Source organism: Mycolicibacterium arcueilense, assembly GCF_058536225.1.
Window position 1 is genome coordinate 621,552 of record NZ_JBZTYL010000007.1, and the last position, 14,289, is coordinate 635,840.

General features: G+C 67.4%; 14 protein-coding genes. 5 read left to right on the top strand and 9 right to left on the bottom strand.

What is annotated here, in order from left to right:
• The first annotated feature begins 101 nt into the window (after nucleotides 1-101).
• The 3 genes from AC4LGL_RS07150 (at nucleotide 102) to AC4LGL_RS07160 (ending at nucleotide 3,066) form a co-directional block, all read left to right on the top strand.
• The gene (locus tag AC4LGL_RS07150; protein ID WP_491838104.1) at nucleotides 102-1,190 is read left to right on the top strand and encodes an adenosine deaminase; all 1,089 of its coding nucleotides are present in this window, start codon (nucleotides 102-104) and stop codon (nucleotides 1,188-1,190) included.
• Between the two features lie 127 nt (nucleotides 1,191-1,317).
• A complete protein-coding gene (locus AC4LGL_RS07155) occupies nucleotides 1,318-1,584 on the top strand; it encodes a hypothetical protein (RefSeq protein ID WP_491838105.1) in 267 nt (88 codons plus the stop codon).
• A 75-nt stretch (nucleotides 1,585-1,659) separates the two neighbouring features.
• Nucleotides 1,660-3,066: a DUF1254 domain-containing protein gene (locus AC4LGL_RS07160; RefSeq protein ID WP_491838106.1), complete on the top strand. Its 1,407-nt coding sequence runs from the start codon at nucleotides 1,660-1,662 to the stop codon at nucleotides 3,064-3,066.
• Nucleotides 3,067-3,081: 15 nt separating this feature from the next.
• Here the strand turns inward: AC4LGL_RS07160 and AC4LGL_RS07165 are convergent, their stop codons facing one another.
• Nucleotides 3,082-3,891, bottom strand: a complete 810-nt coding sequence (locus tag AC4LGL_RS07165) for an alpha/beta fold hydrolase (RefSeq protein WP_491838107.1) — start codon at nucleotides 3,889-3,891, stop codon at nucleotides 3,082-3,084.
• A gap of 70 nt (nucleotides 3,892-3,961) precedes the next feature.
• Between AC4LGL_RS07165 and AC4LGL_RS07170 the strand changes: the two genes are divergently transcribed.
• Nucleotides 3,962-5,518, top strand: coding sequence for a BamB-related PQQ repeat family beta-propellar protein (locus AC4LGL_RS07170; protein WP_491838108.1), 1,557 nt, complete (start codon nucleotides 3,962-3,964; stop codon nucleotides 5,516-5,518).
• Nucleotides 5,519-5,521: 3 nt separating this feature from the next.
• On the opposite strand, the gene satS is transcribed toward AC4LGL_RS07170, so the two are convergent.
• The 5 genes from satS to AC4LGL_RS07195 all read right to left on the bottom strand — a co-directional run bounded on the left by satS (nucleotide 5,522) and on the right by AC4LGL_RS07195 (nucleotide 9,833).
• A complete protein-coding gene (gene satS / locus AC4LGL_RS07175) occupies nucleotides 5,522-6,799 on the bottom strand; it encodes a protein export chaperone SatS (RefSeq protein ID WP_491838109.1) in 1,278 nt (425 codons plus the stop codon).
• A 71-nt stretch (nucleotides 6,800-6,870) separates the two neighbouring features.
• Nucleotides 6,871-7,953, bottom strand: a complete 1,083-nt coding sequence (locus AC4LGL_RS07180; protein ID WP_491838110.1) for a C40 family peptidase — start codon at nucleotides 7,951-7,953, stop codon at nucleotides 6,871-6,873.
• Between the two features lie 2 nt (nucleotides 7,954-7,955).
• Nucleotides 7,956-8,261: a hypothetical protein gene (locus AC4LGL_RS07185; protein ID WP_491838111.1), complete on the bottom strand. Its 306-nt coding sequence runs from the start codon at nucleotides 8,259-8,261 to the stop codon at nucleotides 7,956-7,958.
• Nucleotides 8,262-8,437: 176 nt separating this feature from the next.
• The gene (locus AC4LGL_RS07190; RefSeq protein WP_491838112.1) at nucleotides 8,438-9,175 is read right to left on the bottom strand and encodes an SDR family NAD(P)-dependent oxidoreductase; all 738 of its coding nucleotides are present in this window, start codon (nucleotides 9,173-9,175) and stop codon (nucleotides 8,438-8,440) included.
• 19 nt (nucleotides 9,176-9,194) lie between these two features.
• Nucleotides 9,195-9,833 (bottom strand): sigma-70 family RNA polymerase sigma factor, encoded by a 639-nt coding sequence (locus tag AC4LGL_RS07195; RefSeq protein WP_491838113.1) that lies wholly within the window; start codon nucleotides 9,831-9,833, stop codon nucleotides 9,195-9,197.
• 158 nt (nucleotides 9,834-9,991) lie between these two features.
• On the opposite strand from AC4LGL_RS07195, the gene upp reads away from it, so the two are divergent.
• Nucleotides 9,992-10,615, top strand: a complete 624-nt coding sequence (gene upp / locus AC4LGL_RS07200; protein WP_064879401.1) for a uracil phosphoribosyltransferase — start codon at nucleotides 9,992-9,994, stop codon at nucleotides 10,613-10,615.
• On the opposite strand, the gene AC4LGL_RS07205 is transcribed toward upp, so the two are convergent.
• Genes AC4LGL_RS07205 through AC4LGL_RS07215 form a run of 3 tightly spaced genes read right to left on the bottom strand, consistent with a single transcriptional unit; the run spans nucleotide 10,612 to nucleotide 14,188 of the window.
• Nucleotides 10,612-12,117 carry a hypothetical protein gene (locus tag AC4LGL_RS07205; protein ID WP_491838114.1) on the bottom strand — a complete coding sequence of 502 codons (1,506 nt, stop codon included), beginning with the start codon at nucleotides 12,115-12,117 and terminating at the stop codon, nucleotides 10,612-10,614. The two genes, upp and AC4LGL_RS07205, sit on opposite strands and share 4 nt — an antisense overlap.
• Nucleotides 12,118-12,128: 11 nt before the next feature.
• Nucleotides 12,129-13,745, bottom strand: coding sequence for a phospho-sugar mutase (locus tag AC4LGL_RS07210; RefSeq protein ID WP_491838115.1), 1,617 nt, complete (start codon nucleotides 13,743-13,745; stop codon nucleotides 12,129-12,131).
• Nucleotides 13,742-14,188 carry a MarR family winged helix-turn-helix transcriptional regulator gene (locus AC4LGL_RS07215; RefSeq protein WP_491838116.1) on the bottom strand — a complete coding sequence of 149 codons (447 nt, stop codon included), beginning with the start codon at nucleotides 14,186-14,188 and terminating at the stop codon, nucleotides 13,742-13,744. The genes AC4LGL_RS07210 and AC4LGL_RS07215 overlap by 4 nt, the downstream gene beginning before the upstream one ends.
• Nucleotides 14,189-14,289 lie beyond the last annotated feature (101 nt).

Sequence of the window (14,289 nt, forward strand, 5' to 3'; positions counted from 1 at the left end):
ATCCGCGGACACTCACAAATAGGCCGGTATTGGTCTGGTCGTCACCCGCCGCGACCCGGTTTCGACGGCGCAGCGGCGCCGCTGACGCGCATGATGGGGGCATGAGTACGCCGCTGAGTCTGGACAAGATCCAGCACGCTCCCAAGGCCCTGCTGCACGACCACCTCGACGGCGGCCTGAGGCCGGCCACGGTGCTCGATCTGGCCGGCCAGCTCGGCTATGACGACCTGCCGGCCACCGAGGTCGACGAGCTGGCCACGTTCTTCCGCACCGCCGCGCACAGCGGCTCGTTGGTGCGCTACCTGGAACCGTTCGCCCACACCGTCGGGGTCATGCAGACCCCGGAGGCGTTGCACCGCGTCGCCTACGAGTGCGTCGAGGACCTCGCCGCCGACAACGTCGTCTACGCCGAGATCCGGTTCGCCCCCGAACTACACATCGATCGCGGCCTGTCGCTCGACGACGTGGTCGACGCCGTGTTGGCCGGCTTCGCCGACGGCGAGAAGGCGGCCGCTGCCGAGGGGCGCACCATCACCGTGCGCTGCCTGGTCACCGCGATGCGTCACGCTGCCCGCTCCCGGGAGATCGCCGAACTGGCAATCCGCTTCCGCGACAAGGGTGTTGTCGGTTTCGACATCGCCGGAGCCGAGGCTGGGTACCCGCCCACCCGGCACCTCGACGCGTTCGAATACATGCGAGGTAACAACGCGCGCTTCACCATTCACGCCGGTGAGGCGTTCGGCTTGCCGTCCATCCACGAGGCCATCGCATTCTGCGGGGCTGACCGGCTGGGCCATGGGGTGCGCATCGTCGATGACATCACCGAGTTCGACGACGGCACCCAGCATCTGGGCCGGCTCGCATCCATCCTGCGGGACAAGCGAATTCCGCTGGAGATGTGCCCCAGCAGCAACGTGCAGACCGGGGCGGCGCCCAGCATCGCCGAGCATCCGTTCGACCGGCTGGCCCGGCTGCGGTTCCGCGTCACCGTCAATACCGACAACCGGCTGATGAGTGACACCACCATGAGCCAGGAGATGCTGCGCCTGGTCGAGGCCTTCGGCTACGGCTGGAGCGACCTGGAGCGGTTCACCATCAATGCGATGAAGTCGGCGTTCATTCCCTTCGATGAACGGCTCGCCATCATCGACGAGGTGATCAAACCCCGGTACGCGGTCCTGGTCGGCTGAGTTACCGCGTCGGGCAAATTCTCCTCGCCGAAAATTTCCAGTCGAAACGCTGTAACAACAGCGTTTACGGCTGCGACAATCCAGCAGGCCCGACGCAAGATCGTGCCCGGATCAACGAGGAGACCTCATGGCCCGACCCCTCACCACGGTGTTGTCCGGCGCAGTGCTGGCAACGGCGGCGGTGCTCCTTCCGGTTGTCGCGGTACCGACCGCCGACGTCTGCGCCGGAGCAGACGGACGCCATTTCGCCGCCGGAGGCTGCACCAACATCGCCGGCGATGTCGCTACCGGCGCGGCCATCGCGGCCGCACATGTCCCCTACGTACCGGGCGAAGTTCCGTGCTACACCGTCGAAGGCGTTCCCTACTTCACCCCTCCCGGCGACCCCTGCTGAGAAAGACAATTTCGACCTGGCGCGGCAGTGGATCTGCCGCGCCAGTGCCAGTTTCGACTCGATCAGGAGTGATGGATGAAGTATTTGTCGTTCGGACTGACCGCCCTGCTGCTTGCGGCCGTGGTCAGCTGTGGTGGGGCCAAGGAGTCGCCCGGCGCGGCGCCGACACCGGAGACGGTGCGCGAGATCGTCAAGCAGGCTTACATATACGGCTTCCCGATGGTCGATTCGTATCGCATCCAGCACGCCTACTTCGTCGACAAGGCCAACCCCCAGTACAAGGGTGACTGGAACCAGACGCACAGCATCGCGCGGGTGTTCACGCCCGAGGACACCACGATCCAGACACCCAACTCCGATACTCCGTACACGATGTTGGGCGCTGACCTACGCGCAGAACCGTTGGTGCTCACTGTGCCGCCGATCGAGGCAGGCCGGTACTACTCGCTGCAGTTCATCGACAGCTACACCTATAACTTCGCCTACGTGGGCAGTCGCGCCACCGGGAACGGTGGCGGCAAGTACCTGCTGGCCGGCCCGAGTTGGAAGGGCGACAAGCCATCCGGCATCACCGAGGTGATCCGCTCCGACACCGATTTTGCGTTGGTCATCTACCGCACGCAGCTGTTCGATCCGAAGGACATCGACAATGTCAAGAAGATCCAGGCCGGCTACACCGTCGAGCCGCTCTCGGCGTTCGCCAAGCAGCCCGCATCGACCGCTCCTGCGGTGGACTTCATCGCGCCGCTGACCCCCGATGAGCAGAAGACGTCGCCGAAGTTCTTCCAGATCCTCAACTTTCTTCTGAAATACGCGCCAGAAGTGCCTTCCGAGAAGGATCTTCGGGCTCGATTCGCCACCATCGGAATCGGCCCCGACGGCGACTTCAACCCCGACACCATGAGCAAGGAAACCCTGCAAGCCGTGCAGGACGGGATGGCCGACGCCTGGGCCGAGGTCAACACCTTCAAGAAAGACAAGCTGGATTCCGGCCAGGTGACGTCGGCCGATCTGTTCGGCACGCGGGAAGCGTTGAAGGACAACTACCTCTACCGCATGGCTGCCGCGGTGCTGGGCATCTACGGCAACACCGCGCAGGAGGCCATCTACCCGGTGCTGGCCGTCGACTCGACCGGGGCACCGTTGGCCGGGAACAACAACTACACCGTGCGGTTCGCGCCCGGGCAGTTGCCACCGGTCAACTCCTTCTGGTCGACCACGATGTACAAGATGCCGCAGAGCCTGTTGGTGGCCAACCCGATCAACCGGTACCTCATCAATTCGCCGATGCTGCCGAGTCTGGTCAAAGATCCCGACGGTGGCGTCACGATCTACGTGCAGAATCAGTCGCCCGGCGCAGAGAAAGAGGCGAACTGGCTGCCGGCGCCGGACGGACCGTTCCAGATGATCCTGCGGTTGTACTGGCCCAAGGAGGAGGCGCTCAACGGCACCTGGCAGCCGCCGAAGGTCATCAAACACTGACCTTCGGCGGACAGGTCAGTCGCGCAACACCCCACGGAGTACGTCGGCGAAAGTCCCTGGCGCAGCCATGAATCCACCATGGTCGCCGGGGAACTTCACCGGGCGCACGCCCAGCAGGTCGGCCAGTGCCATGGTGGTCCGCTTCGTCAACAGGCGCCCGGACTCCTCACCGAGTCCCAGCACGACCCGTCCGTTCTTGAGCGCGGCGACATCGGGCAGGAAGCGGGTGGTGGCGCGGAGTTCGTGGTTGAAGAAGTGGTCCGCGTCGCGCAGTTCCTGATCGCTCGGCGCGGGCATCTCCGGTGCACCGGGCGGTACGTCGAAGCCGGCGTTGGCCATGAACTTGCCCCAGGCCGCGAACATCCCGTCGCGGTTGAACGTGGCGATGATGTCCTCGGTGGCGGCGCGTTGCGCGGCGGCGTCGGGCAGCAACTCCAGCACGGGAGGCTCGTGCGCGACGAGGATGCGCACCCGTTCGGGGTGGCGGGCCACCAATGACAGGCCGGTCACCGCACCGCCGGACGAGCCGAACACGTCAGCGGAGTCGGCGTTCAGATCGTCGAGGATCGCGGCGACGTCATCGGCCCGGCGCTCCGGGATGGAGTTCTCGGTCGGATCGTCGAGGGAACTGTGGGCGACGCCGCGCGGGTCGGCCGTCACCACGGTGCGGTCACCGGCCAGCGCGTGGGCCAGCGGCGCGAATTCGGCGGCGGCCATCGGCGCGCCGAGGATCAGCAACAGCGGGCCCTCGCCGCGCACCTCGTAGTGCAGGCGAGCCCCGGGAACCTCGACGGTGTGCGTGGAAAGGCTGGTCGATGCGGTCATGAGTGATCTGACCGCCGGCGCGGCCAGAACTCATCGGCTCACCCCAGGACCTGTCAAATACACTCCCAACGTGAACCCGTGGGGGAGTTCGCCGTGGGGCGACAACGATGGTCAGCAGGCACCAGGCGTGAGCGGGTCGCCGTTCGATACTCCCGCGGTACAACCCGGTGCGCCCCCAGTCTTCGGCGCCGCACCTGGATTTCCTACGACTCCCGCATCGCAGGGATGGGGCCAGCAACCGCCCTACGGCGGATACCCACATCAGTTCAGTCCGCAGCCCCCGGAGGATCGCCGCGGACGCGGCAAGGTCATCGGAATCGTCGTTGCCGCAGTGGTTGTCGTGCTGGCATTGGTCGGCTCGGTTGTGTACTGGATGTCTGGCTCTGACTCAGGGTTGTCGGAGGCCGATACTGCTGCGGGCAAGGCTGAGATCGCTGGGGTGGAGCGTCCGCCTACCGCGGTCAAGCTGCCCTCGCTCGGCGCGGCCCCTGGCGTTCCGCTGTGGAGCTATCCGCTGGGTGGGGGCAGCCCACGTGGGCTTACCAGGGTTGTCGGTGGCGATACCAAGACCGTCCTGGTCAATCTGAACGATTCCTTCACCGCGCTGGATGCCGGCAACGGCTCGCAGAAATGGCTAAAGCCGGGCGTGTTTACGAACTGCGTCTTCAGCACGTCGGGCGCCACCGCCCTCTGCGTTGCCGCTGACAAGAGCGCGGCACTTCTGGATGTGGCCACCGGCGCCACGAAGAACGTGGCACCGAATCAAGGAGGAGGACTCCCACGGACCTACAGCGGTTCCGGCTTGCTCGCGTATTCCAGCCATCAGCAGAGCCTCACCGTGTTCGACGATTCGGGACAGCAACTCTGGACCAAGCCGATGCCTGGACAGACGTCGGTGTTCTTGGACCAAGGCGTGGTGGCGGAACAAGAGCGGGGCGGTTTGAGTACCAAGTTCTACGACGCCAAAACCGGTAGCGAGTTGTTCTCCATCGGGGCGGTCGACAGTGTCATCGCCACCAGTCGGGGCATCGCGGTGTCGCAGCGGAGCGGGCCGATCATGCGGAGCGGGTTACCGAGACAGCGCATCGATTTCTACTCGTTCACCGGAAAGCTGGCGTGGAGGATTCCGGAGGACCGCGGTTATCGGCTTCCCGGCGCCACCCCGATATTCAGCTTCAACGGCTCGATACCGTACACAATGTCGGGCGTCACGTCGCCGATCGTGTACAGCGAGGAGAAGCGCGAGATCGCCGGAGTGGACCCGCTCACCGGAGAATTGACGTGGTCCCAGCAGATTCCGATGACGTCCGACACCTTGGTCTCCCTCGAAGGCGTCGGCGGGTTGTGTGTCTTGTCGTACTCGGAGGTGGGCACGCGTGCCGGTGGCGTGCGAGTACGAGGCTGCAATGACGGAACGGGTGCGTTTGTCGACCGTGCAGAGATCTCAGGCTTCATTATCGCGACCGACGGCAAGCAGATCGTGGGAAGCGGAGACGGGCCGGTGAGCGCCTACGACACCGCGACCGGCCAACGAACCTGGCAGTTCCCCGACGATGTCCACATCGTCACCTGGGCGGGTGACGGGCTGTACATCGAAGGGTACGACGACCTGAAGCGCGTGTCCTGAGCTCTACTCCGCCCGCAGGCGCGATTCCACGAAACGCTCCAACGCGTCCCACTGCTCGACGGCCTGGGCGTACGGCGCGTCGGGCTTGCGGGCGCCCTCGTCGCCGAGCACATAGCTCACGAACTTGCCGAGGGCTTTCGTCTCGGCAAGCGTCTCGTCGACGGTCTTGTCCTCGGAGTAGTCGCTGACGTCACGCAGCAGCTCGACGGCCAACTCCAATTGGTCGTGGTCGACCGCGTCGGGTCCGTCGGCGATGTCATCGGAAATGCCGGACAGGACGTAGACGTTCTCCTCGGCGACCTCGACCCGCAGGGAGCCGTCGGTGGCGGCGGTCCTGATGTCGTCATAGGTGGCCAGGTCCGACAGGTCGTGGTCGTGCTCGTCGGCCAGGTAGCGAGCCAGGGCCCGCTCGGAGCTGAACACGCTGATGCGACCGTTGCGGCCGAGGAAGACCGGATCGTCGTCGAGGTAGCAGCGCAGGGTGTAGACGGTTCCTGAGCCGGTCATGATGCGCACCGGGTCGATACCGACCTTGTGCCAGAAGTCCTCGTCGTCACCGAGGACAGCGGTGTCGGCAACGCTGCGCGCGGGTTCGGCGTCCTCGTCGTCTTCGTTGTCGTCGCCCTCGGAATCTTCGGTGTCAGCGCCGATGGCGAGGTCGTCCTCGTCCTCCTCGGGAGCGTCTTCCTCGAGCTCGGCCTCGGCCTTCTTTACCGCGGCTTCGTCGATGTCCTCGGGAACGGTGACGATCTCGTCGATGGCGTCGAGAACGCCGTCCCAGCCCCGCGCGATCACGGCTTCGATCTCGGCCCAACGCTTGCGCCCGGAGCGGCCGGTGAAGCCGTCCAGCCCGCCACCGACCGTGCCGAGCACCGGGTTGCCGTTGAAGAACTTGCTGATGGCCGCCAGTTCACAGACCGAGCCGATGGAGGAGACCACCACCAGCGTGCGGTGCACGGTCGCGACGGACTCTTCGGTCGGCTTGTCGGCGACCAGGTCCGGCAGCCCGACGATGTCGTATTCACGGTCGTCGGCCGGCTGCAGCTTGTGGGCGTTGGCCGCGGTCAGCTTCTCCCACGTCGGGTGGTCGGCCAGATCGTTGTCGGTGTTGGTGCGGACGAATGCCGCGAGGTCAGCGACCGATTCGAAGGCGAACAGGGCGTCACCCTCGCCGAGGAAGGCCTCCCACTCGTCACCGGCATCCCGCCAACGCGGAGCCCACAGTGTGTAGAGGTCGCCCTTCGTCAGCCCGAGCCTGATCGGCACGATGTCAGCAGCCATGCGGCACAGCCTAATGGGACGCCTCTGACGCCAGTCAGGTTGTGTCCCGTTCGGGGCCGGTTCGGGTGGCATCACACCGTGGGTCGCCAGAAGCCCTGAAAGCCCTGCCCGGCATTCGTCGTTCGGACGGGCGACAGTTTGACCGGGTCACCGGCCTCGATCATCGTATTTTCGCCGACGATCATGGCGACATGGCCGTCCCATACCGCCAGGTCACCCGGGCGCAGAGTCGCCGCCGAGACCGCCTTGCCGATGTCCTGCTCCTGGGCCAGCCGCGGAATGTCCAGCCCGGCTTCGTGATAGGCCCATTGAGTGAGCCCGCTGCAGTCCAGGCCGACGCCGGGCGCAGTGCCGCCCCACCGGTAGGGGACCCCGAGTTGGGTCAGCGCATGCCGCACCGCGCTGGCTGCCACGGCATTGGGTGCCACCGCGGTACTGCCGTCGGGCAGCCGCACCGCCACGCCCTCGCCGAACATGCCTGGGTCGCGGAGCCCGGCCGGCGCTTCGTAGCGATCGGCACCCGATGCCACCGGTAGGTCTGCGGCGCCACCCCAGCCGCCCAGCGGTGAGCCTCCCGAGAACCCCGCCCCGGAGAAGCCGGCCCCCGGAAATCCCGGCGACGTCGGGGCGCCGGCCGGTGGCCCCGCCGAGGCCGCGCGCATCCCAGCGGTGACCGCGCCGGCCTGACCGTCCAGTTCGGCGCGTAGTTCGTCGACGACGGCCGACGCCTCAGCGACCGCGCGCCGTGCCTCGGCCTGCAGTTCCTCAGCCACGCCGGGCTCGTCGAGATGGGGGATCAACGCCGCGGCGCGATCCTCGAAGCGGTCGATGATGGCCTGCAGTCGCGACCTCGCCTCGGTCACGGCTGAGCCCGCACGCCGGGCAGCAGCGCTCAGTACGTGCGCCTGTGCGGCCAGATCGGTCACCTCTGCCGCGGTGCCTGCGGCGAAGCCGGCGGCCGCTGTTGCCGCCGTACCCGACCAGTCGCCGGCGGCGCGTTCCCACGATCGGCCGAGTGCCGCGGCGATATCCGACAGGGTGGAATGGGCCGCGTCCAGCGCCGTCACGGTGGGCGCCGTCTCCGGCCCGCCACTGCCCAGGAGGTCACGCAGCGCATACAGCGGCGTGGCCAGCGCGGCGGCGGACGCGGGCACGGCTATACCCGAGGCAACAGTGCGGCGGCCAGCTGACCGGCGGCGTCGTAGCCGGCGGCGGTGGCCCCGGCGCTGACGGCACCCGTGTCGGCCCGGGCACTCAGCGCCGCTACCGCGTCGATGTGGGCGCTGACGGATGCGGCGAAGGCGGCGACGAACCGTTCGCCGATCGGGCCGAGGGCGCCCGCCGGTGACGGCATCGACCGCAGTGATGCGGCCACCGCGTTGAGATCGGCGGCGTGTGCGTCGAAGGCGCCGCCGAGGGCGTGGATGCCCGTCATGTCGGCGCGCAGGGGCTCGGCGGTCATGTGGTTAGGACGTCCGCCGCCCCTGATCGGTTCCGCGTGATCCGTGGCGCGTTCGGGTGGTCGTGCTCCCGCGTCGTTTCCCACGCCAGGGCTTGTTGGCGCGCCGGGGTGGCTGCCCTGGTGTGGAAATCGGCGTACGCCTGGCTGCCCGGCCCGCCGTTCCGGTGCTTGCCCGCTCAGATGGCGGTACCACCGCCGTCGGCATGCAACACCGAGCCGGTGATGAATGCCGCCCGCGGCGAGCTCAGGAACAGCACCGCGTGGGCGATCTCCTCCGGGGTGGCCGTGCGGCCCAGGGGCAGGGCGCGGCCGAGTTCCTCGTTGGTGTCGCCCCATTGGGCCGCGACGCCTTCGGTGCGGGTGGGCCCTGGCGCGACACTGTTGACTCGCACTCCGCCGGAACCGAATTCCGCGGCCCAGGTGCGGGTCAGAGATTCGACGGCCGCCTTGGAAGCACTGTAGGTCGACGCACCGGGCACCCCCTTGGACGCGACCATCGAGGTGACGTTGACGATGCTGCCGCGGCCGCGTTCGAGCATTCCGCCCACCAGCTGCGCGACGAGGAAATAGGTGCCCCGCACATTGGTGTCGAAAGTCCGCTCGAAGGAGGCGACATCCTGTTCGACGGTGAGAGCTCCGGGAAACGCCGCGGCGTTGTTGACCAAGATGTCGAGCTCGCCGCATCGTTGCGCCAGCGATCGCACCGAGTCCAGGTCGGCGAGGTCGGCGCTCACGAACTGGACGTCCCCACCGAGCGCGGCCGCGGCGTCGCGTCCCCGTTGTTCATCTCGCCCGGTGATGGTCACGTCCGCGCCGGCCCGGCCCAGCAGGTCGGCACAGGCCAAGCCGATGCCCGCGGTGCCGCCGGTGACCAGTGCGCGATAGCCGTTGAGTTCTGTCGATCCCGATTCCATGGTGTCCTCTCGTTGTTCGTCATGCGACATTGCGGGTGCCGTCGTCTTCGTGGGGGATCCAGCGGTCGTCGGCGACATCGGCGAGCGCGGCCCGCAGGCGTTCGCGGCTGCGCGCTATGCGTGACATGACGGTTCCCAGGGGGATTCCCATGCGTGCGGCGACCTCGGCATATGTGCAGCCCTCGATGTCGGCGTAGTACAACACTGTTCGGAAACCCTCGGGCAGCGTCTGCAACGCATCACGGATCCGGTCGTCGCAGAACAGATCGAGGGCGAGGTCCTCGGCGGAGCGCTGGAGGGTCGTGGAATGGGTTGCGCTGCCGAACATGTCGCTGTCGGTGAACTCCGGGACGGCGAACGTGTCGGGACGCCGCTGCTTCATGCGGTGCGTGCTGATCCACCGGTTGTGCAGGATGCGGAACAGCCAGGCACGCAGATTGGTGCCCGGTTCGAACCGGTGGAAACCGGTGTAGGCATTCATCAATGTGTCCTGAACCAGGTCCTCGGCGTCGGCCTGGCTGTGCGTCAGCCGCCGCGCGGTGCGCAGCAGGATGGAGTGAAATGGCATGGCGTCGCGGACGAACCGGGCCGCCAGTTGCGCGTCGGAGACGGCCGCTGACGTGATATCGGCTGACGGGGCGGTTACGACTCTCGTCATGATCAGAACTCCAGCGTTTGAGGACAAGAACGAGCGTGTCCTCAGCTTGATTCGCGAAAGCTCGTAGCGGACCCTTGAGAATCCGTGGTCCTCGTAGTCCGTGGGGTGGACACCGGATAGACATGCACGCCGACGGCGCTGACCGTTAAGGTCAGCGCATGGATGTGCGCGTCGTCGACCACCCCCTGGCCGCCGCGCGGCTGACCACCCTGCGGGACGAGCGGACCGACAACGCCGGGTTCCGTGCGGCGCTGCGCGATCTGACGATGATGCTGGTGTACGAGGCGACCCGGGACGCGCCCTGCGAGCAGATCGCGGTGCGCACCCCGGTGACCGATACCACCGGTTCGCGGTTGGCCAATCCGCCGCTGTTGGTGCCGGTGCTGCGGGCCGGGCTCGGGATGGTCGACCAGGCGCACGCCCTGATCCCGGAGGCGCAGGTCGGGTTCGTCGGGATGGCGCGCGACGAGTCGACGCACCAGCCGACGCCCTACCTGGCGTCGTTGCCCGACGACCTGAGCACGCGGTCGGTGTTCGTGCTCGACCCGATGCTGGCGACGGGCGGCTCGATGGCCTACACCCTCAACCTGCTGAAAGAGCGCAACGCCGACGACATCACCGCGGTGTGTGTGGTGTGTGCTCCGCAGGGGATCGCCGCGCTGGAGAAGGTCGCCCCCGAGATCCGGTTGATCACTGCAACCATCGACGAGGGCCTCAACGAGATCGCCTACATCGTCCCGGGGCTCGGCGATGCCGGGGACCGTCAGTTCGGCCCGCGCTAAGGCCGCTGAGGCTCGGTCGCCGTCAGGTACGGCCGGGACAACACCAGTGCCGCCGCGGTGGCCAGCATGAGCACATACACCGGCAGCAGATGGATGAAGGTCGTGTACCCGATCGCATAGTGCACGGCCAGCGCCGGCAACGTGCCCGTCACGAACCCGATCAACAACGACCACCACACCCAGCGCTCGCCGCGGCGGAATCCCCACAGCGCGATCAGTGCGATCGCCAGCCCGGAACCGATCAGAGCCCCACCGAATCCGGCCCGGTCGTGGGCGATGAAGCCGAGCAGTTGCGGGTCGGCGGCCCGCAGCGTCGCGCCATGGGTGTGCAGGTAGCCCAGGTCGGTGCTGACGAACACGTCGGTCAGTCCGACGAACGAGATGGTCGCGCCGGCGACGGCGAGCCCGGCGCCGAGGCCGATGAACAGCAACTGTCCCCACAATGCGCGACGGCGCTGCGGCTCCGGACCGTCCGGCAGTGACCGCCATCGGGGCGGGTCGGGCTTGTTCCAGACCGCGGCCAGCAGCATCGGGAACAGCGTCACCACCACCAGCGTGTGCAGGGGATCGACGAAGCCTGTCCCGACGAAGTAGAACAGCGTGAGGAACGCGACGAGTCCTGAGATGAGCAGGGCCGTGCGCGCCCATGCCAAGCCGCGCCTGATGCCGCCCCAGGACAGGCCGGTGTACAGCGCGCCGAGGCCGATCATGTTGCCCGCCATGCTGATCCGGTCATGTTGGATGAAATGCACAAGGTTGTCGTTGATCTGCCGCAGGCCATCCAGCCCGAGGCCGAGATAGGAACGGTCATAACTCAGCAACACGGGACCGAGCGTGATGGCGCCGGCACCGACACCCGCCACCATCAAGCCGAGTCCGGCCAGCACACCCCACAGCCAGCCCGGCCAGCGAAACGGGTTGAGCCCGGCGTCGGCCAGGCTCGGCGGCGGCGTCGATGTCTGCGAGGCTGCCTCGATCACGCGGTTGAACCAGCCCGGACCGGTCGCGAGCAGCACGCTCGGCCGGGCCAGCACGATGACGTCCGGATCTTGGAGCGCCACAACGGCGGCGGCGACATCCGGATCGTTCAGGTAGCGGTGCCCACGGGCTGCGCCGACGGCCACCTCGTCGACGTCAGCGGCGATCAGTTCGGCTACCTCGGCAGAATCCACCCGCGCGACGACACGGCAGCGCCGACCCGTGGCGGCCCGACGTACGGCTTCGACGTCGGCGGCGGTCACCGGCGCGATCTCGATGATGCTGGCACTCTGGACCGGCAACACCAGCACGGCGTCGCGCGCCACCGACGGCGGGACCACCGCCCCGAAGCGGCCTGTCCACTCGGGCGGGACCGGCGGGTGATCGAAAACCCTGGGGATCCAGCGGTACCCGCCCGCCTCGACCAGCGTGGCCAGAAACCGCAGCGCCCAGCGTTGGGTGCGATGTTCACCGATGACGGCGGACGCGATGGGGCGAAGCGGTTGATAAGTCCAGTCCGGCATTACGTTTCCGGCTACCAGCGCGCAGCCGCGTCGGCGAGGTCCTGGCTCAGCTTCTGGGCGTGGGCCCGCGCGGTATCCAGATCATCGGTCGGTGTACACCGGACTTCGGTGTAGGACTTGAGTTTCGGCTCCGTCCCCGATGGGCGTACCACCACGCGGACCGAGGTACCGGCGTCATCACCGGTGAAGATCAGCGCATCGGTGCGTTGTTGTCCACGCCGCTCCAGCAGATCGTCGACGGTGACGCCGATGCCGGCCAGTTCGGTCGGCGGGGCCTCGCGCAATCGGGTCATGGCCGTTTCGGCGTCGTCGACGTGGCGGCTGACCGCGCCCGTCACATGCACGCCGTGTGCCTTGGCCAGTGCATCGAGGGCGTCGAGCATGGTGCGGCCCTGAGCGCGCAGTGCGGAGGTCAGATCAGCGGCCAGGATCGCCGCGCTGATCCCGTCCTTGTCGCGCACCGAGGCCGGGTCGACACAATGACCGATCGCCTCCTCGTAGGCGTAGACCAGGGTGTTGCCGGGCGATTGGGCGCGGGCCAGCCACTTGAATCCGGTGAGGGTTTCGGCGTGCTGGGCACCGTGCGCCGCTGCGATGGCGGCCAGCATCCGGGAGGACACCACGGTGCTGGCCACCAGGGCGGCTTCGCTGACCGGGCCGGGCTCGAGTTGAGACAGGATGTAATCGCCGAGCAGCCAGCCGGTTTCGTCGCCGGTGAGCATGCGCCATCCGTCCGGGCCGGGTACACCGACGGCGCATCGGTCGGCGTCGGGGTCAAGGGCGATGGCGATCTCGGCGTCGATGTCGTCGGCCAGGGCCAGCAGCGCGTCGACCGCACCCGGCTCCTCGGGATTGGGGAAGCTGACCGAGGGGAAGTCCGGGTCGGGGGTGAACTGTTCCTCGACCACGTGCACGTCGTCGAACCCGGCCAGGGCTAGGGCATCAAGCGCGTACTCGCCGCCGACTCCGTGCAGCGGCGTCAGCGCCACCCGCACCGAACCGGTGCTGCGGCGGACCCGGGCGGCCCGCTCCAGATAGCCGTAGACCTGGTGGCGCCCACCGGTTTCCACTGGGGATCGGCGGATTTCGTCTGCATACGGCGCTCGGGCCACCGCGGCTTCGATATCCCGGTCGGCGGGCGAGATGATCTGCATGCCACCGTCGAGGAACACCTTGTAGCCGTTGTCCGTCGGCGGATTGTGCGATGCAGTGATCTGGATGCCGGCGACGGCAGGCAGGTGCCGAACGGTGTAGGCGACGACCGGTGTGGGGACCGCGGCCATCATCAGGACAACCTGGAAGCCCTCGGCGGCAAGGACTTCGGCGGCTGCCAGGGCGAACTCGTCGGACCGGTGCCGGGCATCGCGGCCCACCACCACGTGCGACCCGCCCAGGCATCTGTCCTTGAGGACCTGGGCCAGTGCCCAGGTGGTGCGGATGACGACGGCCAGGTTCATGGCATCGGGCCCGCCCCGCAACGGTCCGCGCAGCCCGGCGGTGCCGAAGGTCAGCGGATTGCCGAACCGGCGGTCGAGTTCTTCGGGAGTGCAGGAGGACAGTTCGGCCGCGGTTTGAGGGTCGGGGTCATGCGCGATCCATTCGGCGGCAGCGGTCGCGATGGTGGTCATGACCCAAGTGTGCCCGCAGCGGCGTCGGAGTACGCCAGCTTGCGCAGGACCGGTGCCACCAGCATCAGCAGATCGAATTCCAGATCGGTGAGGTTCTCCCGCATCGTGGCGTGCAGCCAGGCGTCGCGTTCGTCGCGGTCGGCCTGCAGCAACGCCGTTCCTGCTGCGGTGATCTCGATGAGCTGGCGGCGGCGGTCGTTGTCGTCGGGACGTCGCGCGATCAGGCCGCGGCGCACCAGTTCGTTGATGCTGTCGGTCAGCGACTGGGCCCGCACATGCAGCCGCGTACCCATCTCGGCCGGGGTGGTGGTTCCGCTGCGACTGGCCTCGCCCAGCAGTTCCAGCTGGCTCAACGTCAGGCCGTGATCTGGACGGTGCCGCCGCATCTGCCGCGCCACCGCCATCATCGACTCGCGCAGTTCAGTCGCCGATGTCGCCGCCATAGGAAAGTTATACCTTGGTATTCGACGCGATTGAAGCATTTGAATGCCATTGGACCGTGAATATTACAAAGGTATCCCTTATTATCTCGGGTGGAGGTGCA

Bases quoted from the DNA above. Each gene is read 5' to 3' on its own strand.
- AC4LGL_RS07150 (WP_491838104.1), top strand. From the start codon at position 102: ATGAGTACGCCGCTGAGTCTGGACAAGATCCAGCACGCTCCCAAGGCC.
- AC4LGL_RS07155 (WP_491838105.1), top strand. From the start codon at position 1,318: ATGGCCCGACCCCTCACCACGGTGTTGTCCGGCGCAGTGCTGGCAACG.
- AC4LGL_RS07160 (WP_491838106.1), top strand. From the start codon at position 1,660: ATGAAGTATTTGTCGTTCGGACTGACCGCCCTGCTGCTTGCGGCCGTG.
- AC4LGL_RS07165 (WP_491838107.1), bottom strand. From the start codon at position 3,891: ATGACCGCATCGACCAGCCTTTCCACGCACACCGTCGAGGTTCCCGGG.
- satS (WP_491838109.1), bottom strand. From the start codon at position 6,799: ATGGCTGCTGACATCGTGCCGATCAGGCTCGGGCTGACGAAGGGCGAC.
- AC4LGL_RS07185 (WP_491838111.1), bottom strand. From the start codon at position 8,261: ATGACCGCCGAGCCCCTGCGCGCCGACATGACGGGCATCCACGCCCTC.
- AC4LGL_RS07190 (WP_491838112.1), bottom strand. From the start codon at position 9,175: ATGGAATCGGGATCGACAGAACTCAACGGCTATCGCGCACTGGTCACC.
- AC4LGL_RS07195 (WP_491838113.1), bottom strand. From the start codon at position 9,833: ATGACGAGAGTCGTAACCGCCCCGTCAGCCGATATCACGTCAGCGGCC.
- upp (WP_064879401.1), top strand. From the start codon at position 9,992: ATGGATGTGCGCGTCGTCGACCACCCCCTGGCCGCCGCGCGGCTGACC.
- AC4LGL_RS07205 (WP_491838114.1), bottom strand. From the start codon at position 12,117: ATGCCGGACTGGACTTATCAACCGCTTCGCCCCATCGCGTCCGCCGTC.
- AC4LGL_RS07210 (WP_491838115.1), bottom strand. From the start codon at position 13,745: ATGACCACCATCGCGACCGCTGCCGCCGAATGGATCGCGCATGACCCC.
- AC4LGL_RS07215 (WP_491838116.1), bottom strand. From the start codon at position 14,188: ATGGCGGCGACATCGGCGACTGAACTGCGCGAGTCGATGATGGCGGTG.